Raw genomic sequence first — 26,512 nt, 5'->3', positions numbered from 1 at the left:
GCGCTTATTCCGCTGCGGCTTTGAAGTTGTTGCGGGCGAGTGCCGAGCACTCGGCCATGACCGCGGAGGCACGCGCTATCGGGTTCGTCAAATAGAAGTCTTTGACGGGAGACGCAAACCCGGATTTCGTCATCTTCCCGCCTTTTTTCGAAAGAGCGGCCAGTTCGGCGCTGTCGGCGGGGGCGATCTCGTCCACGCCTGCAAAATGGGGGTGCGCCGCATAGAGCCTCGAACGAAGCTGGGCCAGCGAATCAAACGGCAGCTTCTTGCCGAGCACGTCGGAAAGGGCGCGAAGGATGGCCCAGTCTTCACGGGCTTCGCCCGGCGCGAAACCGGCACGGTTGCCCTGCTGGACCCGGCCTTCCGTGTTGACCCAGGTGCCGGATTTTTCAGTGTAGGTCGCGCCCGGTAGGATCACGTCGGCGAGATGCGCCGCGTTGTCGCCGTGTGAGCCGATATAGACGGTGAAGGCCGACTTGTTGGCGAAGTCCATCTCGTCAGCACCAAGCAGGAAGAGGACGTCGGTACCGGTCAGCATTTCGGCTGCCGTCTTGCCGCCCTCGCCCGGAACGAAGCCGAGGTCGAGCCCGCCGACGCGTGCGGCAGCCGTATGCAGGATGCCGAGACCGTTCCAATCGGCGCCGATCGCACCGACAGCTTCGGCCAGCTTCACGACATTTGCCAGAACGGCAAGGCCGTCTTCGCGCGCCAGAGCGCCCTGGCCGACGATGATCATCGGGTTCTTGGCGTTCTTCAGCGTCTCGGCGAACTTGCCGTTGCCGGCAACGAGCTCGGCCAGAGAATCCGGACCCGCGCCGAGGTATTCGTAGCCGTAACGCAGTTCCGCTTGTTCGCCGATCAAGCCGATCGGGAAGCCGTCCATGCGCCAGCGCTTGCGGATGCGGGCGTTCAGCACCGCGGCCTCGACGCGCGGATTCGCACCGACGATGAGAAGGGCGTCAGCCTGCTCGATGCCGACGATGGTCGGATTGAAGAGATAGCTCGCGCGGCCGAACGATGGATGCAGCGCCGTGCCATCCTGCCGGCAATCGATGTTGGCGGAGCCCAGCGCCGACATCAATTCGCGCAGGGCGTACATTTCCTCGACCGAAGCGAGATCGCCCGCAATCGCGCCGATCCGGTCGCCCGGCTTGCCGGCAACGGCAGCCTTGATGGCGCCAAAAGCCTCGGCCCAGCTTGCCGGCTGCAAACGGCCGTCCTTGCGGACGTAGGGGCGGTCGAGGCGCTGGGTCTTCAACCCGTCCCAGATGTAGCGGGTCTTGTCGGAGATCCACTCCTCGTTGATCTCTTCATTGACGCGCGGCAGCACGCGCATCACTTCGCGGCCGCGGGTATCGACGCGGATCGCCGAGCCGACGGCGTCCATGACGTCGATCGATTCGGTCTTGTTCAGTTCCCATGGACGGGCGGTGAAGGCGAAGGGCTTGGAAGTCAGCGCGCCGACGGGGCACAGGTCGACGACGTTGCCCTGCAGCTCCGAAGTCATCGCCTGCTCGAGATAGGTGGTGATTTCCGCATCCTCGCCGCGACCGATCAGGCCGAGTTCGCTGATGCCGGCCACCTCGGTGGTAAAGCGGACGCAGCGCGTGCAGTGGATGCAGCGGTTCATGATCGTCTTGACGAGCGGGCCGATATACTTGTCCTCGACGGCGCGCTTGTTTTCCTGATAGCGCGAACTGTCGATGCCGAAAGCCATCGCCTGGTCCTGCAGGTCGCATTCGCCGCCCTGGTCGCAGATGGGGCAGTCCAGCGGATGGTTGATCAGCAGGAATTCCATCACGCCTTCACGGGCCTTCTTGACCATCGGCGTGGTGGTGAAGACTTCCGGCGGCTCGCCGTTCGGTCCGGGACGCAGGTCGCGAACGCCCATGGCGCAGGAGGCCGCCGGCTTCGGCGGGCCGCCCTTCACTTCGACCAGGCACATGCGGCAGTTGCCGGCAACCGACAGCCGCTCGTGGAAACAGAAGCGCGGAACTTCGGCGCCGGCCTCCTCGCACGCCTGCAACAGCGTGAAATGATCCGGAACCTCGATCTCTTTTCCGTCGACTTTCAGTTTTGCCATATCCGTCTTCCCGCTTCCGATGCACCGCTTCCGCCGTGCCAGCGCCATGTCACTCGCGGCCGGTAGCGGCTAGCCCGCTTCCCGTCCGCGTCAGTCCGTTTCGTCCGCCGGTACGCTCCGGGCCTTCAGCCCTTCGCGCTTGCCAGCGCCTTCGCCTGCTCCACCCAGCCATCGCGGGCAATCCGCCCGTCGAGGCCGAGTTCGGCTTCGATCTTCTCCACGTCGGCGCCGGACCAATGCGCAATATCGGAAAAGCGGAAAATCCCCTTGCCGTTCAGCACCTGTTCCAGCTTCGGCCCGATGCCCGAAATCATCTTCAGGTCATCGCCCTTGCCCGCATTCTTCCCGCCCGCATTAGGCCCGGAACCTTTCCGAACCGTTGCCGGCGCCTTCGTCTTCGCGGCGACCGGGCCGGCTTTCGCCTTCACCTTGCCCGCCGCAATTCCCGTCTTCACCGGCTCTGCCGGCGTCGCGGGCTTTTTCACCTTCACCGCAGTCGCCGACCGGCCCGCCGAGCTGGCACGTCGCGCCTTGGCGTCCGGCTTCGGCGGCGCGGACGCGATGCCTGCGTCTCCTGCCCCGTGCGTATCCGGCATCTTTGCCGGCGTAGCCTCGCTCCGAGCCTTCAGCGCCTCCGCCTCGATCCCAGCCGCCTCGTCGAGCAGGGCCCTGGCGCGCTCCGCGCTTGACTGCATCGCTCCCATCATGATCCCGGCCAGATGGCTGGTCATGCCGAAACCGATCGCGGTTGCGGCAGCCATCGCCGCCATCGGGTGCGCCATCAGCGGCGGGATCGCCATCGACGGCATTTCCTTCAACCAGGGCGACAAGCCGAACGGATCGTCGCTCTCCGCTGTCGCCGGCGGGAACTGGGTTGCTTCTGCTTCCTGTCCTGCCGGCTTTGTCATCGCCTTACTCCGCTGCCTCGAGCACGGCGCCATGCGCCATGGCTTTGTGGGTGTACTGGTCGATCCGCTTTTCCATCTCGGGGCGGAAATGGCGGATCAGGCCCTGGATCGGCCAGGCGGCCGCATCACCGAGCGCGCAGATGGTGTGGCCCTCGATCTGCTTGCTGACGTCGAACAGCATGTCGATCTCGCGCTTCTGCGCATTGCCCTTCACCATGCGCTCCATGACGCGCATCATCCAGCCGGTGCCCTCACGGCACGGCGTGCACTGGCCGCAGCTCTCGTGCTTGTAGAAGGCAGCCAGCCGCCAGATCGCCTTCACGATGTCGGTCGACTTGTCCATGACGATGACGGCAGCGGTGCCGAGGCCGGAGCCCAGCTCGCGCAGGCCGTCATAGTCCATGATCGCGTCCTTCATCTGCGCGCCGGGCACGCAGGGAACGGAGGAGCCACCGGGAATGACGGCGAGAAGATTATCCCAACCGCCGCGGATGCCACCGCAATGGGTCTCGATCAGTTCCTGGAAGGTGATCGACATGGCATCCTCGACCGTGCAGGGACGGTTGACGTGGCCGGAGATCGAGTAAAGCTTGGTGCCGTGGTTGTTCGGGCGGCCGAAGCTCGTGTACCAGCTGGCGCCACGACGCAGGATCGTCGGCGTGACGGCGATGGACTCGACGTTGTTGACCGTCGTCGGGCAGCCGTAGAGCCCCATGTTGGCCGGGAACGGCGGCTTCAGGCGCGGCTGGCCCTTCTTGCCTTCAAGGCTTTCCAGGAGCGCGGTCTCTTCGCCACAGATATAGGCGCCGGCGCCATGATGAACGACGATGTCGATGTCGTAGCCGAGCTTGTTGTTCTTGCCGAGCAGGCCATAATCATAGCACTCGTCGATCGCCGCCTGCAGCGCCTCACGCTCGCGCATGAACTCGCCGCGTACGTAGATGAAGGCATGGTGCGCGCCCATGGCGAAGGAAGCGATCACGCAACCCTCGATCAGCGTATGCGGATCGTGGCGCATGATATCGCGGTCCTTGCAGGTACCGGGCTCGGATTCGTCGGCATTGACGACGAGATAGTGCGGGCGGCCGTCGCTTTCCTTAGGCATGAAGGACCACTTCAGGCCGGTCGGGAAGCCGGCGCCGCCACGGCCGCGCAGGCCGGAAGCCTTGACCTCGTTGATGATCCAGTCGCGCCCCTTTTCAAGAAGCTGCTTGGTACCATCCCAGTGGCCACGCGCCATCGCCCCCTTCAGGGATTTGTCCTTCAGGCCGTAGATGTTGGTGAAGATGCGATCCTGGTCTCTAAGCATGTTTCACCTCTTTACCGCGGCTTCTTGCCGAAGACGCGGATATATTCCGCTTCGCCGCCCTTTGCGAGCGCCTTGGCCTGCTTGACCCAGTCGTCGCGCTCGATGCGGCCCTTGAAATTCAGATAACCGTCCACCCATTCGCGCTCGGCCTTCTTCCACGAAGCGACCTGCGTATAGGTGAAGATGCCAAGATCGTTGAGCGTCCCGGCGATCTTGGGACCGACGCCCGAAATCAGCGTCAGGTCGTCCGGAGCATCGGGCTTGGCAACGCCGGCGGGACGGTTCTTGTCGTCAAGCGACGGCTTGCCGCCCTCGGCGCGCGTGTCGCCCTTGACCCTGGCATTTTCTGCCGCTTCAGCCTTGGCGGTCGCCGGCGTCTTCAGCGACGGATCGGTTTCCTCGGCATCGGTCCTGGCGCGCGCGGCGTTCGACGGCGGAACGCTGACGGCTTCCTCGGCGCTCTTCCTGGCACGCGGGGCAGACGGCTTCTTTACGGCCGCATCCGGCTCGCTGAGGGACGTCAGGCCGCCTGCGGGCGCGGAGAAGATGCGATCGACCTGCGGCCCGGGCTTGACGTCGGCGCCATGGCCGGCCTCGAACTGGTCGATGATCTCCTCAAGCCGTTCTGGCGTCAGATCCTCGTAGCTGTCCTTGAAGATCATCACCATCGGCGCATTCACGCAGGCGCCCTGGCACTCGACTTCTTCCCAGGACAACGTGCCACCATCATTGGTGTGGAACGGCTCGGGATGGATCTTGTGCTTACAGATGTTGATGAGGTCCTCGGCGCCACGCAGCATGCAGGGCGTGGTCCCACAGACCTGCACATGGGCGCGCGTTCCGACCGGCTTCAGCTGGAACTGGGTGTAGAAGGTCGCCACTTCGAGCACGCGGATATAGGCCATGCCAAGCATCTGCGCGATCTTCTCGATCGCGGCCTTGGTGACCCAGCCGTCCTGCTCCTGCGCCCGCATGAGAAGCGGGATCACGGCGGATTGCTCGCGACCTTTCGGATACTTGTTGATCGTTGCCTGAGCCCAGACCGCATTCTCCTCGGAGAAGGCGAAGCTTGCGGGCTGCACGGCCTCATCGGCCAATCGACGAACGGACATTCTTTGGCGCCTTATTCAGTGATCAGGCCGCAGCGCGTCGTCGTCACGGTGACGAACTGACAGGCATAGGCCGTCTTGTCTTTCTGCATGAACACGATGTAGCGGCTGCTGGCCTGAGCGGTGCCCTTGATCTCGTAGCCATCGGCGAGAAGCCGGGCCATCGTCGACTGGGTCGCCCCACCCTCTCCGCCGGCTTCGGCGTCCTGGGCATTGGCGATGCCAGTCGAGGCGATCAGTGCGGCAAGGGCGAAGCTCAGTCGAAGCATCAGCGATCCACCTCACCGAAAACGATGTCGAGCGAGCCCAGCACGGCCGAAACGTCGGCAAGCTGGTGTCCCCGACAGAGGAAATCCATCGCCTGCAGATGCGCATAACCGGGAGCGCGGATCTTGCAGCGATACGGCTTGTTGGTACCGTCGGCGACCAGATAGACGCCGAACTCGCCCTTGGGCGCCTCGACGGCGGCGTAAACTTCGCCTGCCGGCACATGGTAGCCTTCGGTGTAGAGCTTGAAGTGATGGATCAGCGCTTCCATCGAGCGCTTCATCTGGCCGCGCTTCGGCGGCACGACCTTGCCGTCCAGCGAGGAGACAGGACCGACCTTCGCATCGCCGAGAAGCCGATCGACGCACTGACGCATGATCTTCGCCGACTCGCGCATCTCGATCATGCGGATCAGGTATCGGTCGTAGCAATCGCCGTTCTTGCCGATCGGGATGTCGAATTCGAGGTCCGAATAGCATTCGTAGGGCTGCGAGCGGCGCAGGTCCCATGCTGCACCCGAACCGCGCACCATCACGCCCGAAAAGCCCCAGGCCCAGGCGTCTTCCAGCTTGACCACGCCGATATCGACGTTTCGCTGCTTGAAGATACGGTTGCCGGTCAGAAGCTCGTCGATGTCGTCGAGCGTCTTCAGGAACGGATCGATCCACTTGCCGATATCTTCCACCAGCTGGTCGGGAAGATCCTGGTGGACGCCACCGGGACGAATATAGGCAGCGTGCATGCGCGAGCCGCACGCACGCTCATAAAACACCATCAGCTTCTCGCGCTCTTCGAAGCCCCACAGCGGCGGCGTCAGTGCGCCGACGTCCATGGCCTGGGTGGTGACGTTCAGAAGATGCGACAGGATACGGCCGATTTCCGAATAGAGAACGCGGATCAACTGACCGCGGATCGGCACCTCGGTGCCCAGCAACTTTTCGACGGCCAGGGCAAACGCATGCTCCTGGTTCATCGGCGCCACGTAGTCGAGGCGGTCGAAGTAGGGCACTGCCTGCAGGTAGGTCTTCGTCTCGATCAGCTTCTCGGTGCCGCGATGCAGCAGGCCGATATGCGGGTCCACGCGCTCGACGATCTCGCCGTCCAGCTCGAGGACGAGACGCAAAACCCCGTGCGCCGCAGGGTGTTGCGGACCGAAGTTGATGTTAAAGTTGCGGACGTTGTGTTCCGTCATGCCGCTTGCTCCAATGGATGCCGCACCTTTGAGATGCACACCCCAAAATCAGTTCGTCTTCGCCTTCTCGTCGCCCGGCAGCACGTAGTCCGTACCTTCCCAGGGAGAGAGGAAGTCGAAGTTGCGGAATTCCTGCCTCAACTGGACCGGTTCATACACGACGCGCTTGACTTCGTCGTCATAGCGAACCTCGACGAAGCCCGTCGTCGGGAAGTCCTTGCGCAGCGGATAGCCCTCGAAGCCGTAATCCGTCAGGATGCGGCGAAGGTCCGGATGACCGGTGAACAGGATGCCATACATGTCGTAGGCCTCGCGCTCGAACCAGTCGGCACCCGGATAGACGCCGCACGCAGACGGCACGGGCTCGAACTCCGAGGTCGCGACCTTGACACGGATGCGAAGGTTCTGCTGCGGCGAAAGCAGGTGATAGACCACATCGAAACGCGCCTCGCGCGCCGGCCAGTCCACACCACACACGTCGATCAGGTTGACGAAACGGCACTCCACGTCGTCACGCAGGAACGTCAGAAGCGCGATGACATTTTCGTTCGTCGTCGTCACGTTCAGCTCGCCATAGGCAAGCGTCGCCTCGGAAATCAGGTTTCCGCGCACTTCGCCGAGATAGGAAGCAAGCTCCTGGAGGGCCTCGCTCATGATATACGTCCCCTGCCCTTAACGCTCGATCGTGCCGGTGCGGCGGATTTTCTTCTGCAGCAGAAGCACGCCGTATAGGAGCGCTTCTGCCGTGGGAGGACAGCCCGGCACATAGATGTCGACCGGCACCACGCGATCGCAGCCGCGCACCACCGAATAGGAATAGTGATAGTAGCCGCCGCCGTTCGCGCAGGAGCCCATCGAGATGACGTAGCGCGGCTCGGGCATCTGGTCGTAGACCTTGCGCAGAGCGGGCGCCATCTTGTTGGTCAGCGTGCCGGCGACGATCATCACGTCCGACTGGCGCGGTGAGGCGCGCGGCGCGAAACCGAAGCGCTCGACGTCATAGCGCGGCATCGAAAGCTGCATCATCTCGACCGCACAGCAGGCGAGACCGAAGGTCATCCACATCAGGGAGCCGGTACGCGCCCAGTTGATAAGCTCGTCGGTCGAGGTGACGAGAAAGCCCTTGTCGGCCAGCTCGTTGTTGATCTCGCCGAAAAAGGCGTCGTCGCTGCCGACCGGCTTGCCGGTCGCGGGATCGATGATGCCCTTTGCCTTCGGGGCCACGAGCGTGGTGCCGGATGTCAGTTCCATTCCAGCGCTCCCTTCTTCCATTCATAGATGAAGCCGATGGTGAGCACGAACAGGAATGCCATCATCGACCAGAAACCGAACCAGCCCAGCTGATGGAACGAAACCGCCCAGGGGAACAGGAACGCCACCTCGAGATCGAAGATAATGAAGAGGATCGACACCAGGTAGAAACGGATGTCGAACTTCATGCGCGCATCGTCGAACGCATTGAAGCCGCATTCATAGGCAGAAAGTTTTTCCGAATCGGGCGCCTTGTAGGCCACGGCAAACGGCGCGATCAGAAGCGCGATGCCGATCACGAGCGCGATGCCAATGAAGATGGCGATCGGAATGTAGGAGCCAAGAAGTTCAGTCATTTTCGTCCGTCCTGCCTGCATCGGGCGTCGGAGAAACGCCGTTGGGTCGCTAGACCTGCAAGCCGAGAAAGTATGTTGCAACGCCCACGTCGTTAGCGCAGTGAGCGCCCCCGCGCAAGGCTTTGATCGGGCATTCGCCCACTCATTGCGCACATTTCCTCCCATCCGCGTCCGGGCACAAAATGTGAACCGGCGCAGTCGCCGGGCCTGACTCCCGACTTAAGCCCCATGACAACCGACAACACGGACACCAGTCGGCCGTACCGCAAGCAGCGCAGCATTCAGCAGGCCGTCAGCTTCAGCTGGCAGAGTGGCGAGATCCGATCCTCATCGAATCGTCATCAGGAATGAGAAGAGTGAATTTGGGCGTCGTACTTATCGCCGGACTCATCGCCGCAATTTGCGCCATTCCGCTTGTGCCGCACAAGTCGTCGCCGGCATCCCTGTCGTCAGCACAGATGCAGGCGCCATTAAGCTGGCGGCACATCTTCATTTCATTTCCAAAGGATGAATGGCGCGAGTGACGGGGCTCGAACCCGCGACCTCCGGCGTGACAGGCCGGCACTCTAACCGACTGAGCTACACCCGCGCATTTGGCCGTTTCGGCCTTGATGCTTTCGAATATCCGGCTTTTGGAAGATGGCGCGAGTGACGGGGCTCGAACCCGCGACCTCCGGCGTGACAGGCCGGCACTCTAACCGACTGAGCTACACCCGCTTTTACCTTCCAAGTCCGGATGCCCGAGGCACCCTCTCGAAGCGGCCGGGGCCGTTCGATGAGCGGCTAACTAAGGGGTTCCCTTATGGGTGTCAAGCAGGTTTGAAGACAAAACGATGACGCGGCGCGAAATGTTGAAAACTGTCCGGGATACGCCGCCGAGACACGCCGCGTACACGCCCTGGCTTGCCGGCGCTTTCGCAGTCGAGCCCCACCGCCGGCAAAGCGAAGATCGATTGCAGCTTATCCACATTCGGGAATACGCTCATAGTATGGGAACCGTCTCGAGAAACGCCGCGGTCGCGTGTTGCGCTCCGTCTCACCTGCGCAGATCAAATCGCGAGACACGGCCAGCTGCCAGATTTTTTCTCAGCCCCCATATCCTCAGCACTGGCGCGCGCGCCTCCATGCGCAGACTCTATAGTATATCGGGGCGAGCGGCCTGTTCGGACGCTCTCCCCCCGGGGCCTGCCTATCACAAGCCCGTCCCACCGGGGTCATCCACACCCCGCTGCAAATTTTTGCGAAAATCGTCAAAACGCCTCTTGCGGTTTTGTCCGGTTCCGCATAGATCACGGCCACCAACGCGGCGGGCGATTAGCTCAGTTGGTAGAGCGCCTCGTTTACACCGAGGATGTCGGCGGTTCGAGTCCGTCATCGCCCACCATTTTCTCCCAAGAGTTAGTACATCAGCCCTGCGAATTCGGGGCTTTTTGGCTTCACGCGGACGCGCGATGACCTCGCCTTTCCCGGTGTGGCAGCTTTGCTTTCTCTTCGATCGTTCGCTGCACTATTCTCCCATCGGCCCGACACACCGGATTTTCCTGATCCGCCGACGACAATCCCGGCTTCCATGTTGAACGCCTCAGGCGGCGCACGTAGTGTCGCGCAAACCGAGACTGAGAAGGAGAGCGGATGGCCCGCGAAATGATGTTCCGCAACGGACGCCTTGCCGACGGGCAATTGGTGGATATCCGCGTTGCCGACGGCGTGATCGGCGCGATCGTGCCCGCCGGCGGCTTATCCGAATCGACGCCTTCGACCGACCTTTCGGGTCGGCTGGTCGTTCCGGGGTTCATCGAGGGCCATATCCACCTCGATACCAGCTTCTACGGCGACGCCTGGAAGCCGCACCGCCCCTGCACCAACGGCTTCGACGTTCGCGAGCGGGTCGCCTTCCAGGCGGACAACATGGCGAACGCCGCTCCGATGGACGTACGCGCGCGCAATCAGCTCGAACTCTGCATCGCCAATGGTGCGACGCACATGCGCAGCCACGTCATGGTGGACGGCTCGGTGGGGCTGGAATCGCTCCGGACGATCCTTGCCGTGCGCGAGGAATATCGCGATCACATCGACATTCAGCTCGTAGCGTTCCCGCAGAGCGGCATCCTTTCCAGCCCCGGCACACCCGAACTGCTCGACGAAGCCATAGCGCTTGGCGCCGATCTGGTCGGCGGGCTCGATCCGGCCAGTTTCGACCGCGATGTCGAGCGTCACCTGGACGTCGTCTTTGGCGTGGCTGACAAACACGGCATCGGCGTCGACATCCACCTGCACGACATGGGCACGCTCGGCGTCTTCGAGATCGAGCAGATCTGCGCCCGCACGCGCACGCTTGGGATGGAGGGTCAGGTGGCGATCAGCCACGCCTACGGGCTGGGAGACGTCCCCGAATCGGTCGCAAGAAAGACCGGCGCGCTGCTTGCGCGTTCCGGCGTATCGATCATGACGAATGCGCCGGGGGACCATGCATTCCCGCCGGTAGCCCTTCTCAGAAGCGAAGGCGTGACCGTCTTCTCCGGCAGCGACAACATCCGTGATTCGTGGTGGCCATTCGGGGACGGCGACATGCTGAGCCGGGCCGGCGTCATCGCCTACCGGTCTGGCTTCTATACCGACGACATGCTGGCGGCCGCCTTCGATGTGGTGACGCACGCCGGTGCAGCAGCTCTCGGCATTGCCGACTATGGGCTGCGCGCCGGCGCGCGCGCGGATTTCGTCGTGCTCGACGCACCGCACATTCCACAGGCCGTCGTGGAAGTTCCCACGTCGCGCGACGTCTACAAGGGCGGCCGCCTGGTGGCCTCCAATGGCAAGGTGATGGCGCGATAGAGCAATCCAGCGAAGGTGCGAATCGTTTGTCCGGAAAGGCCCTGGCGATTGGCGGATTGCCGTGCACTTGGTTTTCGGAACGCAGCCGAACGCCCCTAGATTCTAAGGCACCTCAAACGAGAAGAGGCGCGGCAAACCGGCCGCGCCCTTCCCTTTTCGTGCAGATGATGCGTTTCAGCCCGCGATCTTGGCGGCCAGCTTCGCGACGTGGGCGCCCTGGAAGCGGGCGGCATCGAGTTCGACTGCCGAGGGCTGGCGGGAGCCGTCGCCGTCGGTAATGGTGGAGGCGCCGTAGGGCGAGCCGCCCTTGATCTCATCCACGCCCATCTGGCCCTGGAAGGCATAGGGCAGGCCCGCGACGACCATGCCGTGGTGCAGCAGCGTCGGGATGAAGCCGAGGATGGTGGATTCCTGGCCGCCGTGCTGGGTCGCCGACGAGGTGAAGACGGAGCCGACCTTGCCGACGAGCTTGCCGTTGAACCAAAGGCCGCCGGTCTGGTCCCAGAAATTGCGCATCTGCGAGGCGACGGTGCCGAAGCGCGTGCCGGCGCCGACGATGATCGCGTCGTATTCTGCAAGTTCCTCGATGGTCGCGATCGGGGCGGCCTGATCGAGCTTGAAGTGGGACGCCTTGGCGACTTCTTCGGGCACGAGCTCGGGTACGCGCTTGACGACGACGTCCGCGCCAGCGGACTTCGCGCCTTCGGCCACGGCATTTGCCATCGTTTCGATGTGGCCGTAGGCCGAGTAGTAGAGAACCAGAACTCTTGCCATTCAAATCTCCTGTCGCGTCTGAATTGCGGCGTTTCCGCTTGATTGCGGTCGGCGCGAAGATGTAGCAGTGGGAGCCGTGACGCCAGCAGCTTGCCGGGCAACAGACTGTTCACATTCGATTGACAGTCATTGTGTCGCAGCGGGCGTCCATCCCGCATCAGGAGATTTTTCAATGGGTTCCGCGAAGATCATCACCGCCGCCATGCTTGCCATTGGCGACGAACTGCTGTCGGGACGCACCAAGGACAAGAATATTGGCCACCTTGCCGACATGCTCTTCCTCGCCGGCATAGACCTGAAGGAGGTGCGGATCGTCGGCGACGAAGAGGAGATGATCGTCGAGGCGCTGAATGCGCTGCGCAGCCGATACGACTATGTCTTCACTTCCGGCGGCATCGGCCCTACGCATGACGACATCACGGCGGACGCGGTCGCAAAGGCCTTCGGCATCCCCTGCACGCACGATAAAGCCGCGATGGAACTGCTCGGCGCGATGTATGCCCGCCGCGGCGTGGAGTTCAACGAGGCCCGCCAGCGCATGGCGCGGATGCCTGTCGGCGCCCGGCACATTCCGAACAGCGTCTCGACCGCACCGGGCTTTACGGTCGGCAATGTCCACGTCATGGCCGGCGTGCCTCAGGTGTTCGTCGCCATGCTGGACGTTCTGCTTCCAACGCTTGAAACCGGTTCGCCCGTGCTCTCGCGCAGCGTCGCCTCCCCCTTCGGCGAGGGCGATATCGGCTCCCGGCTGTCGGAGATCCAGAAGGCGCACCCGGAGACTTCGATCGGCTCCTATCCGCGCTTCGACGGAAACCGGTTTTCGACCGAGATCGTCATCCGAAGCCGGGACGAGGCGCCGGCAGCGGCAGCAGAGCGGGACGTGCTCGCCATGATCGCCGATATCGCTACGGCCAAGGCTGCGGGTTGATCGGCGTCAACGTCGATTGCTCCGCCGCGCTCTAGATTGCATCCACGCGCCCTGACATCGCAGGGTTTTGAACGAATCGATGGCCACATCCGCGGATTGCTCTTGAATAAGAGGCGATTTGGGGAAAAGATCATCGTAGAATTTCAAGGCGTTACGGCAACCTGGCCACATGGCCCGGTGCCCTGAAGAAGAGCGTGGGTTCGAATTGGAGATCGCCATGACCTACAAGACCATTACTGCCGTCCTCAGCACTGCGGACGACGCGGAAAAGGTGACGCAGCACGCGCTTGCCCTGGCGGAACGGCACGGCGCACACGTGATCGGCGTGCATGCGGAGACGCCGATCGTCGTCACCATCGCCGCACCGATGGAATTTCCCGATCCCAACGCCATCATGGAGCAGCAGGCGCAGGCACAGGCCGTCTCGCGCTCGATCGAGACGACCTTTCGCACGCTGGCGCAGCGATCGGGCGTCTCGCATGAATGGCGGCTTTTCACCGGCAGCGCCGGCTATAGTGCCAGCGGCATCATCGACAGCGCGCGCGGCAGCGACATCGTGGTCGCCGTCCAGCTCGATCCCGCAGGCGACGGCCCTTCCCGCGCAGATATCGAGGACCTTCTCTACGAAAGCGGCCGGCCGCTGTGCCTGATCTCCGACGCAGTGGCAGGCCCCGAGGCGCCGAGCCGCGTGCTCATCGCCTGGAACGGAACACGCGAGTCGGCGCGCGCCGTCTTCGACGCGCTCCCGCTGCTCCAGGAGGCCAGGGAGATCGAGGTTTTCACGGTGGACGGTCATGACGACGCCACGCAGCATGCCGCTTTTTCCGGCACCGAGATCGCATCGACGCTGACGCGTCACGGCCTCAACGTCACCGTCAATTCCGCAAGCTCGAACGGCGATACGGTGGCGCATGTCATCAACCGGCGCGTTTCGGCAACCGGCGCCAACCTGCTCGTGATGGGCGCGTTCAGTCATTCGTGGCTACGCCATCGCCTGTTCGGCGGCGTTACCAGCGCAATGCTGAAGGATTTGCGTGTTCCAGCGATCATGTCGCGCTGAGATCGCGCAAATTGCGTCGTTTCGCTGTGGATCGCGAAGGGGAACGGTTCCGCTCCGTTTCCCTTCGCTAATCTTATGCCCTAGAAAGGCGGAATTATCCGTAATTCTGCCGGCCGCCGGCGATAGGAGCCTGCCATGTCGCTTCCCGACAAAGCCTTTCCCGTCTCCTGGGACCAGTTTCATCGCGACGCCCGTGCGCTGGCCTGGCGCCTTTCCGACAACGACCGCGAATGGAAGGCGATCGTCTGCATCACCCGCGGCGGGCTGGTTCCCGCGGCCATCATCTCGCGCGAGCTGAACATCCGCCTGATCGAGACCGTCTGCGTGGCGTCGTATCACGACTACCTGTCGCAGGGAGAAATGCATGTGCTGAAGGGGATCTCACCCGAGCTTTTGCAGAACGACGGCGAAGGCATCCTGATCGTCGACGACCTGACCGACACCGGCAAAACCGCAGCCCAGGTGCGCTCCATGCTGCCGAAGGCGCATTTCGCCGCCGTTTATGCCAAGCCAAAGGGACGTCCGCAGGTGGACACCTTCATCACCGAAGTCAGCCAGGACACCTGGATCTACTTCCCCTGGGATATGGGCTTCACCTACCAGGAACCGATCGCCAAGGGCACCCGCGGCTGACGGCGCATTGCGCGCCGTCCTTCTCCGATCCGGCATTCTATATGATGAAGAAGTCGCTGTGAGACAGCGACAGGTGCGGCGCGAGCTTTGCAAACTGAGTCGCGCCGCCCTTCGCGCTGCCGTTGTCATCGTAGAGAAGATCGCCGGTATCGCGCTCGTAGACGATCCGGTCACGGGCGTCCTCCGCCTTGCCGGAGCCGTTGCTGACAAAGGCGTCCGCCCCCAGAACGCCATGTGAGCCGAGTGCTGTGAAAACGGCGCTATCAAGCCGGAACAGATCCTCGCCTACCGTAAAATCGAACAACTTATCGACGTTCTTCGCGGCATCCAGCCGGGTGGAGAAGACGAAGACGTCCCTTCCCCCTCCGCCCGCGAGGTAATCGTTGCCGGCGCGGCCGTCGATGATGTTGTCACTTGCGTTGCCGGTGATGCGGTTCGACAGCCCATTGCCCGTGGCCTTTGCATCCGCGTCGCCGATCAGGGTCAGGTTCTCGATACCGGTGAAATGGCCGAGCCAGCGCGTGATCGTTGAGGTGATCGTGTCGTTGCCAGACGTGTCTGTGATCCGATCCGACCCGGCGCTCAGGACATAGGTATCGTTGCCGGCACCACCGATCAGACGGTCCCGGCCGCCGGCCCCGTCCAGAAGGTTATTGCCGGAATTGCCGGTGATCGTGTTGTTCGACGCGTTGCCGTGACCGTTGATGTCGCCGTCGCCCAACAGCCTGAGGTTCTCGATCACCGGATAGGTCGTCAGCGAGCGGGATATGGTCGAGGTGATCGTGTCGTTGCCGGCGCTGTCCTCGATCCTGTCCTTCTCCGCGCCTAGCACATAGGTGTCGTCCCCCGCACCGCCGATCAGCGTGTCGCGCCCGGCGCCACCGTCCAACACATCGTTACCGATGTTGCCGGTAATGACATTGTCCAGCGCATTGCCGCGCCCCGTCAGGCCGCCCGTCCCCAGCAGCCGCAGATTCTCGATCGCCGGATATGCCGCCAGCGAACGGGAAATCATGGAGGTGATCGTGTCGATGCCCGCACTGTCGATCACCGTGTCGCGCCCCGCCCCCAGCACATAGGTATCGTTGCCGGCACCGCCCACGAGCACATCCTTTCCCGCGCCGCCGTTCAGGATGTCGTCCCCCGCAGCAAGCGGATCAGCTTCGACGGGATTAGGCAGTGTCAGGTTCAGGGTGTAGCTGGCGCCGGCAGGCAGCACACCGTCGCCCGGGTAGAGCGAAACGCGAACGTAATAGAGCCCCGGCTTCGTCACCGTATAGGAGATGAAGCTCTGAAAGCCGTAGCCCTCGTCACCGGGGTCCGAGGCGGAATCCTCGTTCTGCGTCAGAATGTTGCCGCGGCTGTCGATCAGCTGGAGGTGCGAATCCATCGTCCCGTCGGTATCGAGGATCACCTGCCCCGCTGCGCGCACGGTGAACGAATAGAAATCCATGCTCCAGTCGCCGGACCCCGACACCTTCACGGTCGGATTGGTGTCCGAACGCTGGATATTAGGGTCGTGGCGCATGCCGATCGCCTTGTCCAGCGACAGCGCGGATGCGCGCGTATCATGCCGCAGGCCGCCCGGTTCGAAGAAAACCCCCGGGCCGAGATAGGCCTTGCCGGCGCGGTTGTCGCCATAAAGGATGTCGTCGCCATAGCCGCCAGACAGCCGGTCGTTGCCGGCACGCCCCGTCAGTATGTCGTTGCCGTTATTGCCGTAGAGCCGGTTGTCGGCGGCGTTGCCGGCAATGTCGTCCTTCGCCGAGCCGCCCCTGGCGTTTTCGATCAGGGAGCGGGTGTCACCCTCGTACTGGAGGGCGTTGTAGACGTTGCCGTTCGCTCGCGCCGTGTAGCCCAGCTGCGCGCGCTGGTACTGGGAGACGAGCGACCAACTGCCGGGTGCGAGGTCAATGAAGGCGTCCTGATCGTAGTTCGAAAAGTCGTAGGTGTCGTTGCCGCCACCGTCCCAGATGGTCAGGAAGACACGGTTGGCCGCCCCCCCCTTGCCGTCGCCCGGCGCGCCCTGCCCCTTGCCGTTGACGAACATTTCGCCGGTGTCAGGCGACCAGGTGTAGACGGTGCTGCCGGCATTGGTGGAAAAGTTCGCACCGTAGAGATGCTGAATGGCGGCGATGTCCGACATCATCAGCGTCTGCGGAGAGCCGTACTCCTCGGCGGAATAGGGCGCCACCATGCCGCCCAGGAAGGAGCGATAGGTCATGACGGAAAATTCGATGCTGTCGCGATCCCGGGGCAACGCCAGCTTGAAGCCGTCGATATCCGTTCCGGCGTCGTGACCGTGGCTCAAGCCCAGCGCATGGCCGATCTCGTGGATGTGGGTCAGCCAGGCGTAGGTACCGAGCTGCGGCGTACGGTAGTCGTTGAACGTCCCGGCATAGTCGTTGCCGAACCAGAGGTCGCCGTCGGACGCCTTGCCGGTGGTGCCGACGAAGGTCAGCACTTCTGCCGTCGGCAGGTTCGCGCCGTCGATATGGTCCGCCTGCCCGATCATGATGTCGGACTTTCCGGCGGGATTCGCAGCGAGCGCCAACTGCACATTGGAGATCTGGGCAAAGGATCCGTAGGTGAACGGCGCCGAGCCGGAGGTCACCTTCCCCTCCAGGATCGACTGGATCGCGTCTTTCTGCTGCTTGCTGACGGCGCTGAAGCCGGTGACCGGGTGGCCATAGTCGGCACCGTAGTCCGATATCGCGTCCGGGAAGCTATAGGTGATCCGGCCGCTCCACTGCGTGCCGTAGAGGATGCCGTCGATATATGGATTGCCCGTCGGAACCGACCTGATGCCTGCAGCCATGTAGCCTCCCATTCAGCATGTGAACGGGCCGGAACTCCAACACAATCCGCATGCCATAGCCGAGTCTAGCGCGGCACGCGCCACGGTTACAATCGACATACTACTAATTTAGGTTCTTCTTTCAAAAAGCGACTTTGTGAAGGCACCTTTGAGGGTATTCGGGGGCTATCGTGTAAGCGGCCAGTCGCCGCAACCACATCCGCCGTCCCATGGCAATCGCGCTGTGGCAGAGAGGCCGCAAACTACCCTTAATTTTGGCCCCTTATTTCTTGGGTTCTCCACAACTGATTGGCGCAAGCTTCAACTGCGGCACCTCAACCGGCTGGAATTCCAGCATTTACCACATGTCCCCATTTTCCACAGGCACCGCACACAACATCTAGCGTCCACAAATCCGTCATAAACCACCCCTTGACGGAATCGGGTGCCATGTCGTTAATGGTTTCCACGCTGCAACTGCGGCAGGGCGCGAGAGTTTTAAGTCCGGGCCCTTCAATCAATAAAATGCGTTTTGTGACCATGCGTCGAGGTGGATGGACCGCCGGCCGCAGGGGAGGTTTTTGCGCACGATTTTCTGATGGCAGGAGCAGCCAAAAGACTGGCGTAAAGAAGCTGTTAATACTATATTTAGTGTTTGCAGCAATGCTCAGCACAAGATACAGGGTTCCGCAAGAACGGGTTTCCCGAACAGAATGAAGAATTTGAGCTGGCTGCGAAGAACCGCGGCCGGTCATGGACAATTGCGCCCCGGCCACGGGTGGCGCGCGACAACCAAAGGGACAACGGACCATGCGCATAGAACGTCGCTTCACCAAGCAGGGCCAATCGGCCTATGCAGAGATCGAATTCCGCAAGGCCACCAGCGAGATCAAGAACCCGGACGGCTCGATCGTCTTCCGGCTCGCCGACATCGACGTTCCCGCGCAGTTCAGCCAGGTCGCAGCCGACATCCTGGCGCAGAAGTATTTCCGCAAGGCGGGTGTTCCTGCGAAGCTGAAGAAGGTCGAGGAGAACGACGTCCCCTCCTTCCTGTGGCGTTCCGTTGCCGACACCGAAGCCCTGAAGGCGCTCCCCGAGGGTGAGCGCTACGGCTCGGAGACCGATGCCCGCCAGGTGTTCGACCGTCTCGCCGGCACCTGGACCTACTGGGGCTGGAAGGGCGGCTACTTCGCATCGGAAGAAGATGCGTCCGCCTTCAAGGACGAGCTCGCCTACATGCTCGCCACCCAGCGCGTCGCCCCCAACTCGCCGCAGTGGTTCAACACCGGCCTGCACTGGGCCTACGGCATCGACGGTCCCGGCCAGGGTCACTTCTATGTCGACCCCTTCACCGGCAAGCTCACAAAGTCCAAGTCGGCCTACGAGCATCCCCAGCCGCACGCCTGCTTCATCCAGTCGGTCGAGGACGATCTCGTCAACGAGAACGGCATCATGGACCTGTGGGTGCGTGAAGCGCGCCTCTTCAAATACGGCTCCGGCACCGGCTCCAACTTCAGCCACCTGCGCGGCGAAGGCGAAAAGCTTTCCGGCGGCGGCCGTTCCTCCGGCCTGATGAGCTTCCTCAAGATCGGCGACCGTGCGGCGGGCGCAATCAAGTCGGGCGGCACGACTCGGCGCGCGGCCAAGATGGTCGTGGTCGACATCGACCATCCGGATATCGAGGAATACATCAACTGGAAGGTGAAGGAAGAGCAGAAGGTCGCAGCGCTCGTCACCGGCTCAAAGATCGTCGCCACGCACCTGAAGGCGATCATGAAGGCCTGCATCAACTGCGCGGCCGACAACGACGCCTGCTTCGATCCCAACGAGAACCCCGCCTTGAAGCGCGAGATCCGCGCGGCCAAGAAGTCCCTGGTTCCGGAAAACTACATCAAGCGCGTGATCCAGTTCGCCAAGCAGGGCTACAAGGACATCGAGTTCAAGACCTACGATACGGACTGGGATTCGGAAGCCTACCTGACCGTTTCGGGCCAGAACTCCAACAACTCCGTCTCGATCAAGGACGATTTTCTGCGCGCAGTGGAAAATGACGGGGAATGGAACCTGACGGCCCGCAAGGACGGCCGCGTCATGAAGACGCTGAAGGCGCGCGACCTGTGGGAATCGATCTCGTATGCCGCCTGGGCATCCGCCGATCCGGGCCTGCACTTCAACACAACGATGAACGACTGGCACACCTGCCCGGCCGCCGGCCCGATCCGCGCGTCCAACCCGTGCTCGGAATACATGTTCCTCGACGACACGGCCTGCAACCTCGCCTCGCTGAACCTCCTGCAGTTCAAGGACGCGACGACGAAGAACATCAACATCGCCGACTACGAGCATGCCGTCCGACTGTGGACGATCGTGCTGGAAGTCTCGGTCATGATGGCGCAGTTCCCGTCCCGCCAGATCGCCGAGCTCTCCTACGAATACCGCACGCTCGGCCTTGGCTATGCGAATATCGGCGGCCTTTTGATGTCGTCGGGCATTCCTTACGACTCGGCTGAAGGCCGCGCCATCGCCGGTGCCCTGACGGCGATCATGACCGGCGTATGCTATGCGACGTCTGCCGAAATGGCCGGCGAGCTCGGCACCTTCCCGGGCTTTGCGCCGAACCGTGACAACATGCTGCGCGTCATGCGCAACCACCGCCGCGCAGCTTACGGCGAGACGACCGGCTACGAGAAGCTCTCGATCAACCCGGTCGGCCTCATCCATGACGATTGCCCGGACCAGGACCTGATCACCCACGCGATGCTCGCCTGGGACAAGGCCGTCGAGCTCGGCGAGAAGCACGGCTATCGCAACGCGCAGGTCTCGGTGATCGCGCCGACCGGCACGATCGGCCTCGTCATGGACTGCGACACCACCGGCATCGAGCCAGACTTCGCGCTGGTGAAGTTCAAGAAGCTCGCCGGCGGCGGCTACTTCAAGATCATCAACCGCGCCGTTCCCGAAGCGCTGCGCACGCTCGGCTACTCGGAAGCCCAGATCGCCGAGATCGAGGCCTATGCGGTCGGCCACGGCAACATGAACCAGGCGCCCGGCATCAATCCCGGCTCGTTGAAGGCCAAGGGCTTCACGGACGAGAAGATCGCCGCCGTCAACGGCGCGCTGAAGGCCGCCTTCGACATCAAGTTCGTCTTCAACCAGTGGACGCTCGGCGCCGACTTCCTCAAGGAGACGCTGAAGGTCACCGACGCACAGCTTGCCGACGTGGGCTTCAACCTGCTCGAGCACATCGGTTTCTCGCGCAAGGACATCGAGGCCGCCAACATCCACGTCTGCGGCGCGATGACGCTGGAGGGCGCGCCGTTCCTGAAGGCCGAGCACCTGCCCGTCTTCGATTGCGCCAACCCCTGCGGCAAGATCGGCAAGCGCTACCTCTCGGTCGAAAGCCACATCCGCATGATGGCGGCCGCCCAGCCGTTCATCTCGGGTGCGATCTCCAAGACGATCAACATGCCGAACGAGGCGACCGTCGAGGACTGCAAGAACGCCTACATGCTTTCGTGGAAGCTGGCCCTGAAGGCCAACGCGCTCTACCGCGACGGTTCGAAGCTGTCGCAGCCGCTCAACGCCTCGCTGATCGAGGACGAGGAGGACGAGGATGCGGTCGAGGAACTGGTCGCAGCACCTGCGGCCGCCCAGGCCGTCACCGTGACCGAGAAGATCGTCGAGCGGATCATCGAGCGCGTCACCCGCGAGCGCGAGAAGCTGCCGAACCGCCGCCAGGGCTATACCCAGAAGGCCGTCGTCGGCGGGCACAAGGTGTATCTGCGCACCGGCGAATTCGGTGACGGCCGCCTCGGCGAGATCTTCATCGACATGCACAAGGAAGGTGCTGCCTTCCGGGCGATGATGAACAACTTCGCGATCGCCATCTCGCTCGGCCTGCAATACGGCGTGCCGCTGGAAGAATACGTGGAGGCCTTCACCTTCACCAAGTTCGAGCCGGCCGGCATGGTGCAGGGCAACGACGCGATCAAGAACGCGACATCGATCCTCGACTACGTGTTCCGCGAACTCGCCGTCTCCTATCTCGGCCGCCACGACCTCGCCCATGTCGACACCTCCGACTTCGGCAACACCGCACTCGGCAAGGGCATCCAGGAAGGCAAGACCAACCTCGTCTCGACCGGCTGGACCCGCGGCTACAAGCCGACGCTCGTCTCCGGCGGCGAGCGCCAGCTCGGCGAACCGAAGGGCGCGGCGACGGCGGCTCCCGCCAAGGCTTCCGGCGGCGGCAACGTCACCGCCTTTGCCGGCAACGCCGCCCGCAAGCTGGAAACGGCCACAGCAATCTCGACTTCGGAAATCGTCGCCTTCAAGCGCGACTACGAGGAGCGCGCTGTCGAACTGGCCGAAGAGATCGCAGAGGAAGCGTCCGTCGAGGTCACGACCGAAGCCGAACAGGGCGTGACCGCCCTCTTCTCCGACAAGGCCGCAGCCGAAGCGGCATCCGCCAAGGCGGAGGCGAAGAAGGTGGAGAACGAACGCCGCATGCGCTCGATCGCCCAGGGCTACACCGGCAACATGTGCTCGGAGTGCCAGAACTTCACGATGGTGCGCAACGGCACCTGCGAGAAGTGCGACACCTGCGGTGCGACGAGCGGGTGCAGCTGATCCGGCATATAGACCGATAACGCAACGCCAGGACCTGGCCTCAAGAATTGCCGTAAGCCCGCCGTTTGAGCGGGCTTATTGCATTTTGGGGCACGGCATTCGGAGTGTCGGGATGCGGAACTTTCCATCTGTCGCATACGTCGGCCGCCACTCAACCGACGCCACCGAAACAGCAATCCATGATTGCGTTCAGTTCGTGGAGCACCCTTTACGAATCACCTAGCGTCACCCCAGACCGAGAGGAGTTGACCATGAACGGGGACACCTGGGAAATCTATCAGAGCGGCGGGCGGTGGCGCTGGCGCAGGACTGCGGCAAACGGTCGGATCGTCGGCGCTTCCACCGAGTCCTACGTGAACCGGAGCGACTGCCTCGACAATGCCCGCCGCAACGGGATGGCGTGCAATCCGGCGTAGCGCGGAACAAGCCCCGCACTCACAGCCAGCCGCCGGAGAAGCCGGCGCGCCGCAAGCCCACGACCAGCGGCTCGCAGTGGCGCATGATGTTCCACAGGAGCTCGCTCCTGTAGTTCTCGATCATCAGGACGACGGGCCCCTGATCGATGCCGAAGTGGTAGGGACTGACCCACCAGCCGGTGTGACCGTTTTCCATCGCAAAGGATCGATTGAAGGAGGGCTTGAAGCCGTAGAGATGCGTCATGCCGAGATCCATGCGCGCGAAGTGGCTGATGGTGGGGATGACGATCTCGGGTGCGAACGGCAGCGAGGCGACGACCGCCCAGGGCGCCACCGTTCCGTCGTCGGGGCCATAAGGAGCACCGCGGGCGATGTAGTCGAAGAACTCCCTGTCGATGCCATCGACGTTGCGTTTGGTCCAGCCGGGACCGTCGCAAGCCGTGAAGCCCCAGCAATGTTCGCCGTAGCCGGCGAAATTCATCGGGTTGCGAATGGCGTATTCCTGCTGGACGAATGTGGCGTGCCGGCTGTTCAGGAAATAGTCGCTGTTGTGCTCGCGCATGAACGCGTCGCGGATGCCCCGGAAATCGATCCACATGTGCGACAGCTGATGGGTGAAGAGCGGCCCCGAATAAAGCAGTTCGCGCCCGTAAATGTTGCGCCACTCATAGCTGCCGGTGTAGGCGGCATAGGAGTCCGCCGGCAGCGGATGGGTCGGCGAGCCCAGACCGAGGATGTAGAGAAGCAGGCCTTCGTCGTAGCCCCGCCAGCGATAGGGAATGAAGCCGTTTTCCGGCCGCCAGCCATGGCTCAGCGTGAGGCCGCCGTCGCGCGCCCAGTTCCAATCGGCCCGTTCGTAAAGTGCGTTTGCGAGGCGGCGGATCTCGGCTTCTTCTACCACCGGCCCATCGAAATAGGCTGCCACCGTCAGGGCGCCGGCAAAGAGGAACGCCGAATCGATCGTCGACAGTTCGCATTCCCAGACCCGACGCCCCGTCTCGATATCGAGGAAATGATAGAAGAACCCCTTGTAGCCAGAGGCGTCGGGTTCCGGCCCTTGCGGCAGCTCCAGCAGGAATTCCAGTCGCCGGCGGGCGATCTTGGCGGCGAACTTGCGAATGATGATGCCGCGCTCGACGAGGACGGGAATGGTGGCGAGCGCCATGCCGATGGCGGCGATGCTGGCCGGCGCATCCGGCTGGGTCTTGTCACGGACGAGCCCGTTATCCGGATTGGTGCAGTGCAGGTAATAGAGAATGGTGGTGAACTGGAGCCGACCGAGATCCTGCTCGGTCGGCATCCGCTTCAGTTCGGGATCGGTCGACAACAAATTTGACATGGCCAATCAACTGCCGGATGTGCTTTGCGGTTCCCTCCACTCCGCGCAAGACAACGTCATTTTCGGAGCGCACCCGGTGTTGCGGTACCCGCAGGTGCCGAAGCGAGCCGTCATGCGTTGTCGCCTTCCGTGGACGTCGCTGCGGCAGCCTTCGCCCCTTCCTTCACGCCCCATTTCCATCCGCTGATCGAAGGCATGTCGTCGCCGTGCTTCTCGATGTACTCGCGATGCTCGATCAGCTTGGCCTGGATCGCCTGCTTGAAATAGGCCGCGCGCGCGCCGAGCTGCGGCAGACGGTCGATGACGTCACCGACCAGGTGGAACCGGTCGAGCTCGTTGAGGACCACCATGTCGAAGGGCGTCGTCGTCGTGCCCTCCTCCTTGTAACCGCGCACGTGGAGATTGCCGTGGTTCGTCCGGCGATAGGTCAGCCGGTGGATCAGCCAGGGATAACCATGGAAGGCGAAGATGATCGGCTTGTCGCGCGTGAACAGTGCATCAAAATCGCGATCCGACAGGCCGTGCGGATGCTCTTCCGCCGGCTGCAGCTTCATCAGGTTCACCACATTGATCACCCGCACCTTCAGTTCGGGCAGGTGCTCGCGCAGGAGTTGGACGGCAGCGAGCGTCTCCAGGGTCGGTACGTCGCCGCAGCAGGCCATCACGACATCCGGCTCCCCGCCCCTGTCGTTGCTCGCCCACTCCCAAATGCCGAGGCCCATGGCGCAATGGCGGACGGCTTCCGGCATCGTCAGCCATTGCGGCGCCGGCTGCTTGCCTGCGACCACCACGTTGACGTAATTGCGGCTGCGCAGGCAGTGGTCGGTCACCGAGAGCAGCGTGTTGGCATCCGGCGGCAGGTAAACACGGACGACCTCGGCTTTCTTGTTGACGACATGGTCGATGAAACCCGGATCCTGGTGGCTGAAGCCGTTGTGATCCTGCCGCCAGACATGCGAACTGAGGAAGTAGTTCAGCGAGGCGATCGGCCTGCGCCAGGGGATTTCGTTGCACACCTTCAGCCACTTGGCATGCTGGTTGAACATGGAATCGATGATGTGGATGAAGGCCTCGTAGCAGGAAAAGAAGCCGTGCCGACCGGTCAGCAGGTAGCCCTCCAGCCAGCCCTGGCACTGGTGCTCGCTGAGCACTTCCATGATGCGGCCATCCGGGGAGAGGTGGTCGTCCTCCGGATAGATCTCCGCCATGTAGCAGCGGTCGGTTACCTCCAGCACGTCCTGCCAGCGGTTGGAATTGTTCTCGTCAGGGCTGAACAGGCGGAAATTGCTGTCGCCGAGGTTCTGCTTCATGACATCGCGCAGGAATTTTCCCATCACCCGGGCGGATTCCGCCGTCGTGGCGCCGGGACTTGGAACCTCGACCGCGTATTTACGAAAGTCCGGTATCTTCAGGTCGCGCAGCAGAATACCGCCATTGGCATGCGGATTGTCGCTCATCCGCCGCCGCCCCACCGGCGCCAGCGCTGCGATTTCCGGCTTCAACCGCCCGTCGCCGTCGAACAGTTCGTCCGGACGATAGCTCTTCATCCATTGCTCGAGGATGCGGATGTGCTCCGGCTTGTCCATGTCGCCCATCGGCACCTGGTGCGAGCGCCAGTAGCCCTCGCATTTCTTGCCGTCTATCTCTTCCGGGCACGTCCAGCCTTTCGGCGTGCGGAAGACGATCATCGGCCAGGCGGGCCGCTTGAGGTTGCCGTTCTCGCGGGCGTCGGCCCAGATGTGGCGGATCTCGCTGACGGCCGTGTCCATGACGTCCGCAAGCTGGCGATGGACGTCCTCCGGCTCATGGCCTTCGACGAAGTGCGGCTTGTAGCCCATGCCCTCGAAGAATTTCTGCAACTCCTCCTTGGGAATGCGGGCGAGGAAACAGGGATTGGCGATCTTGTACCCGTTCAGGTGCAGGATCGGCAGCACGCAGCCGTCTCTGGCCGGATTGAGGAACTTGTTTCCCTGCCAGCCGGTGGCAAGCGGCCCGGTCTCCGCCTCGCCGTCGCCGACGACGCAGGCGACGATCAGGTCGGGATTGTCGAAGGCGGCACCATAGGCGTGGCTCAGCGCGTAGCCGAGTTCGCCGCCTTCATGGATGCTGCCGGGCGTCTCGGGCGCGACATGGCTCGGAATGCCGCCGGGAAAGCTGAACTGCTTGAACAGCCGTTGCATCCCCTCCGCATCCTGGCTGATGTTCGGATAGAACTCGCTGTAGGTGCCTTCCAGATAGGCATGCGCCACCAGCGACGGCCCGCCGTGTCCGGGACCAATCACGTAGATCATGTTCAGGTCGTCGCGCCGGATGACCCGGTTGAGATGCACGTAGAGCATGTTAAGGCCGGGAGACGTGCCCCAGTGGCCGAGCAGGCGTGGCTTGATGTGTTCGCGCTTCAGCGGCGCCCGCAGCAGCGGATTGTCGAGCAGGTAGATCTGGCCCACGGACAGGTAGTTCGACGCCCGCCAGTAGGCATCGATCAGACGAAGCTCATCCGGGTCCAGCCCAGCCGCCCTTCCCTTCGGGGCGGCCGCCTCTTCCTTCGTCGCTGCCATTTCAACCGAAGCCATGCCAGCCTCCCGATCAGAAAGACATCGTTACTCTTTGAAACTTGCCGTCGCCAGCA

21 protein-coding genes and 3 tRNA genes are annotated in these 26,512 nt (G+C 62.8%); 8 read left to right on the top strand and 16 right to left on the bottom strand.

Annotated features, from left to right (window positions below):
* Positions 1–4: 4 nt before the first annotated feature.
* The 9 genes from nuoG to HV823_RS22595 form a co-directional block, all read right to left on the bottom strand.
* Positions 5–2,083, bottom strand: coding sequence for an NADH-quinone oxidoreductase subunit NuoG (gene nuoG, locus HV823_RS22635; RefSeq protein WP_176951944.1), 2,079 nt, complete (start codon positions 2,081–2,083; stop codon positions 5–7).
* A gap of 125 nt (positions 2,084–2,208) precedes the next feature.
* Complete coding sequence (locus tag HV823_RS22630; protein WP_176951943.1) at positions 2,209–2,991, bottom strand: NADH-quinone oxidoreductase subunit E; 783 nt, start codon at positions 2,989–2,991, stop codon at positions 2,209–2,211.
* Between the two features lie 4 nt (positions 2,992–2,995).
* Positions 2,996–4,300 (bottom strand): NADH-quinone oxidoreductase subunit NuoF, encoded by a 1,305-nt coding sequence (gene nuoF, locus HV823_RS22625; protein ID WP_176951942.1) that lies wholly within the window; start codon positions 4,298–4,300, stop codon positions 2,996–2,998.
* A gap of 11 nt (positions 4,301–4,311) precedes the next feature.
* Positions 4,312–5,412, bottom strand: coding sequence for an NADH-quinone oxidoreductase subunit E (locus HV823_RS22620; RefSeq protein ID WP_176951941.1), 1,101 nt, complete (start codon positions 5,410–5,412; stop codon positions 4,312–4,314).
* An 11-nt stretch (positions 5,413–5,423) separates the two neighbouring features.
* The gene (locus HV823_RS22615; protein ID WP_176951940.1) at positions 5,424–5,678 is read right to left on the bottom strand and encodes a hypothetical protein; all 255 of its coding nucleotides are present in this window, start codon (positions 5,676–5,678) and stop codon (positions 5,424–5,426) included.
* A complete protein-coding gene (locus HV823_RS22610; protein WP_176951939.1) occupies positions 5,678–6,868 on the bottom strand; it encodes an NADH-quinone oxidoreductase subunit D in 1,191 nt (396 codons plus the stop codon). The genes HV823_RS22615 and HV823_RS22610 overlap by 1 nt, the downstream gene beginning before the upstream one ends.
* A 48-nt stretch (positions 6,869–6,916) precedes the next feature.
* Positions 6,917–7,522 carry an NADH-quinone oxidoreductase subunit C gene (locus HV823_RS22605; protein ID WP_176951938.1) on the bottom strand — a complete coding sequence of 202 codons (606 nt, stop codon included), beginning with the start codon at positions 7,520–7,522 and terminating at the stop codon, positions 6,917–6,919.
* A gap of 18 nt (positions 7,523–7,540) precedes the next feature.
* The gene (locus HV823_RS22600; protein ID WP_176951937.1) at positions 7,541–8,119 is read right to left on the bottom strand and encodes a NuoB/complex I 20 kDa subunit family protein; all 579 of its coding nucleotides are present in this window, start codon (positions 8,117–8,119) and stop codon (positions 7,541–7,543) included.
* Positions 8,110–8,475: an NADH-quinone oxidoreductase subunit A gene (locus HV823_RS22595; RefSeq protein WP_176951936.1), complete on the bottom strand. Its 366-nt coding sequence runs from the start codon at positions 8,473–8,475 to the stop codon at positions 8,110–8,112. The genes HV823_RS22600 and HV823_RS22595 overlap by 10 nt, the downstream gene beginning before the upstream one ends.
* Before the next feature lie 356 nt (positions 8,476–8,831).
* On the opposite strand from HV823_RS22595, the gene HV823_RS22590 reads away from it, so the two are divergent.
* On the top strand, positions 8,832–8,999 hold the full coding sequence (locus tag HV823_RS22590) for a hypothetical protein (RefSeq protein WP_176951935.1): 168 nt from the start codon (positions 8,832–8,834) through the stop codon (positions 8,997–8,999).
* Here HV823_RS22590 and HV823_RS22585 read toward each other — a convergent pair.
* Together HV823_RS22585 and HV823_RS22580 are read right to left on the bottom strand one after the other, a co-directional pair.
* Positions 8,988–9,064: transfer RNA gene (locus tag HV823_RS22585), tRNA-Asp, on the bottom strand. The genes HV823_RS22590 and HV823_RS22585 overlap by 12 nt on opposite strands.
* A gap of 51 nt (positions 9,065–9,115) precedes the next feature.
* Positions 9,116–9,192, bottom strand: a tRNA-Asp gene (locus tag HV823_RS22580).
* A 591-nt stretch (positions 9,193–9,783) separates the two neighbouring features.
* On the opposite strand from HV823_RS22580, the gene HV823_RS22575 reads away from it, so the two are divergent.
* Positions 9,784–9,859: transfer RNA gene (locus HV823_RS22575), tRNA-Val, on the top strand.
* Positions 9,860–10,107: 248 nt separating this feature from the next.
* The gene (locus HV823_RS22570) at positions 10,108–11,307 is read left to right on the top strand and encodes an amidohydrolase family protein (RefSeq protein ID WP_176951934.1); all 1,200 of its coding nucleotides are present in this window, start codon (positions 10,108–10,110) and stop codon (positions 11,305–11,307) included.
* A 174-nt stretch (positions 11,308–11,481) separates the two neighbouring features.
* Here HV823_RS22570 and wrbA read toward each other — a convergent pair whose 3' ends face one another.
* The gene (gene wrbA / locus HV823_RS22565) at positions 11,482–12,081 is read right to left on the bottom strand and encodes an NAD(P)H:quinone oxidoreductase type IV (RefSeq protein WP_176951933.1); all 600 of its coding nucleotides are present in this window, start codon (positions 12,079–12,081) and stop codon (positions 11,482–11,484) included.
* A 172-nt stretch (positions 12,082–12,253) separates the two neighbouring features.
* On the opposite strand from wrbA, the gene HV823_RS22560 reads away from it, so the two are divergent.
* From HV823_RS22560 to gpt, 3 genes are all read left to right on the top strand, one after another.
* Positions 12,254–13,009: a competence/damage-inducible protein A gene (locus HV823_RS22560; protein WP_176951932.1), complete on the top strand. Its 756-nt coding sequence runs from the start codon at positions 12,254–12,256 to the stop codon at positions 13,007–13,009.
* Between the two features lie 217 nt (positions 13,010–13,226).
* On the top strand, positions 13,227–14,069 hold the full coding sequence (locus HV823_RS22555) for a universal stress protein (protein WP_176951931.1): 843 nt from the start codon (positions 13,227–13,229) through the stop codon (positions 14,067–14,069).
* Between the two features lie 135 nt (positions 14,070–14,204).
* Complete coding sequence (gene gpt / locus HV823_RS22550) at positions 14,205–14,702, top strand: xanthine phosphoribosyltransferase (protein WP_097142112.1); 498 nt, start codon at positions 14,205–14,207, stop codon at positions 14,700–14,702.
* A gap of 37 nt (positions 14,703–14,739) precedes the next feature.
* On the opposite strand, the gene HV823_RS22545 is transcribed toward gpt, so the two are convergent.
* The gene (locus HV823_RS22545; protein WP_176951930.1) at positions 14,740–17,520 is read right to left on the bottom strand and encodes a M10 family metallopeptidase C-terminal domain-containing protein; all 2,781 of its coding nucleotides are present in this window, start codon (positions 17,518–17,520) and stop codon (positions 14,740–14,742) included.
* A 314-nt stretch (positions 17,521–17,834) separates the two neighbouring features.
* Positions 17,835–18,254 carry a hypothetical protein gene (locus HV823_RS22540; RefSeq protein ID WP_176951929.1) on the bottom strand — a complete coding sequence of 140 codons (420 nt, stop codon included), beginning with the start codon at positions 18,252–18,254 and terminating at the stop codon, positions 17,835–17,837.
* Positions 18,255–18,309: 55 nt separating this feature from the next.
* Between HV823_RS22540 and HV823_RS22535 the strand changes: the two genes are divergently transcribed.
* Complete coding sequence (locus HV823_RS22535; protein WP_176951928.1) at positions 18,310–22,128, top strand: vitamin B12-dependent ribonucleotide reductase; 3,819 nt, start codon at positions 18,310–18,312, stop codon at positions 22,126–22,128.
* Between the two features lie 251 nt (positions 22,129–22,379).
* Positions 22,380–22,544, top strand: coding sequence for a YegP family protein (locus HV823_RS22530; RefSeq protein WP_176951927.1), 165 nt, complete (start codon positions 22,380–22,382; stop codon positions 22,542–22,544).
* 19 nt (positions 22,545–22,563) lie between these two features.
* Here the strand turns inward: HV823_RS22530 and HV823_RS22525 are convergent, their stop codons facing one another.
* Together HV823_RS22525 and HV823_RS22520 are read right to left on the bottom strand one after the other, a co-directional pair.
* Positions 22,564–23,883 carry a glucoamylase family protein gene (locus HV823_RS22525; RefSeq protein WP_176951926.1) on the bottom strand — a complete coding sequence of 440 codons (1,320 nt, stop codon included), beginning with the start codon at positions 23,881–23,883 and terminating at the stop codon, positions 22,564–22,566.
* A 110-nt stretch (positions 23,884–23,993) separates the two neighbouring features.
* A complete protein-coding gene (locus HV823_RS22520; protein WP_176951925.1) occupies positions 23,994–26,456 on the bottom strand; it encodes a phosphoketolase family protein in 2,463 nt (820 codons plus the stop codon).
* Positions 26,457–26,512: the final 56 nt, after the last annotated feature.

The organism is Mycoplana rhizolycopersici, from assembly GCF_013378445.1.
Lineage (GTDB): Bacteria > Pseudomonadota > Alphaproteobacteria > Rhizobiales > Rhizobiaceae > Mycoplana > Mycoplana rhizolycopersici.
Note: the sequence above shows the minus strand (reverse complement) of the source record. Positions and strands in the feature narration are given on the sequence as shown.

Bases quoted from the DNA above. Each gene is read 5' to 3' on its own strand.
- HV823_RS22600 (WP_176951937.1), bottom strand. From the start codon at position 8,119: ATGGAACTGACATCCGGCACCACGCTCGTGGCCCCGAAGGCAAAGGGC.
- HV823_RS22555 (WP_176951931.1), top strand. From the start codon at position 13,227: ATGACCTACAAGACCATTACTGCCGTCCTCAGCACTGCGGACGACGCG.
- HV823_RS22570 (WP_176951934.1), top strand. From the start codon at position 10,108: ATGGCCCGCGAAATGATGTTCCGCAACGGACGCCTTGCCGACGGGCAA.
- HV823_RS22620 (WP_176951941.1), bottom strand. From the start codon at position 5,412: ATGTCCGTTCGTCGATTGGCCGATGAGGCCGTGCAGCCCGCAAGCTTC.
- HV823_RS22560 (WP_176951932.1), top strand. From the start codon at position 12,254: ATGGGTTCCGCGAAGATCATCACCGCCGCCATGCTTGCCATTGGCGAC.
- wrbA (WP_176951933.1), bottom strand. From the start codon at position 12,081: ATGGCAAGAGTTCTGGTTCTCTACTACTCGGCCTACGGCCACATCGAA.
- HV823_RS22540 (WP_176951929.1), bottom strand. From the start codon at position 18,254: ATGACCGGCCGCGGTTCTTCGCAGCCAGCTCAAATTCTTCATTCTGTT.
- HV823_RS22605 (WP_176951938.1), bottom strand. From the start codon at position 7,522: ATGAGCGAGGCCCTCCAGGAGCTTGCTTCCTATCTCGGCGAAGTGCGC.
- HV823_RS22595 (WP_176951936.1), bottom strand. From the start codon at position 8,475: ATGACTGAACTTCTTGGCTCCTACATTCCGATCGCCATCTTCATTGGC.
- HV823_RS22545 (WP_176951930.1), bottom strand. From the start codon at position 17,520: ATGGCTGCAGGCATCAGGTCGGTTCCGACGGGCAATCCATATATCGAC.
- HV823_RS22525 (WP_176951926.1), bottom strand. From the start codon at position 23,883: ATGTCAAATTTGTTGTCGACCGATCCCGAACTGAAGCGGATGCCGACC.
- HV823_RS22615 (WP_176951940.1), bottom strand. From the start codon at position 5,678: ATGCTTCGACTGAGCTTCGCCCTTGCCGCACTGATCGCCTCGACTGGC.
- nuoF (WP_176951942.1), bottom strand. From the start codon at position 4,300: ATGCTTAGAGACCAGGATCGCATCTTCACCAACATCTACGGCCTGAAG.
- nuoG (WP_176951944.1), bottom strand. From the start codon at position 2,083: ATGGCAAAACTGAAAGTCGACGGAAAAGAGATCGAGGTTCCGGATCAT.
- gpt (WP_097142112.1), top strand. From the start codon at position 14,205: ATGTCGCTTCCCGACAAAGCCTTTCCCGTCTCCTGGGACCAGTTTCAT.
- HV823_RS22630 (WP_176951943.1), bottom strand. From the start codon at position 2,991: ATGACAAAGCCGGCAGGACAGGAAGCAGAAGCAACCCAGTTCCCGCCG.
- HV823_RS22610 (WP_176951939.1), bottom strand. From the start codon at position 6,868: ATGACGGAACACAACGTCCGCAACTTTAACATCAACTTCGGTCCGCAA.
- HV823_RS22535 (WP_176951928.1), top strand. From the start codon at position 18,310: ATGCGCATAGAACGTCGCTTCACCAAGCAGGGCCAATCGGCCTATGCA.
- HV823_RS22520 (WP_176951925.1), bottom strand. From the start codon at position 26,456: ATGGCTTCGGTTGAAATGGCAGCGACGAAGGAAGAGGCGGCCGCCCCG.
- HV823_RS22530 (WP_176951927.1), top strand. From the start codon at position 22,380: ATGAACGGGGACACCTGGGAAATCTATCAGAGCGGCGGGCGGTGGCGC.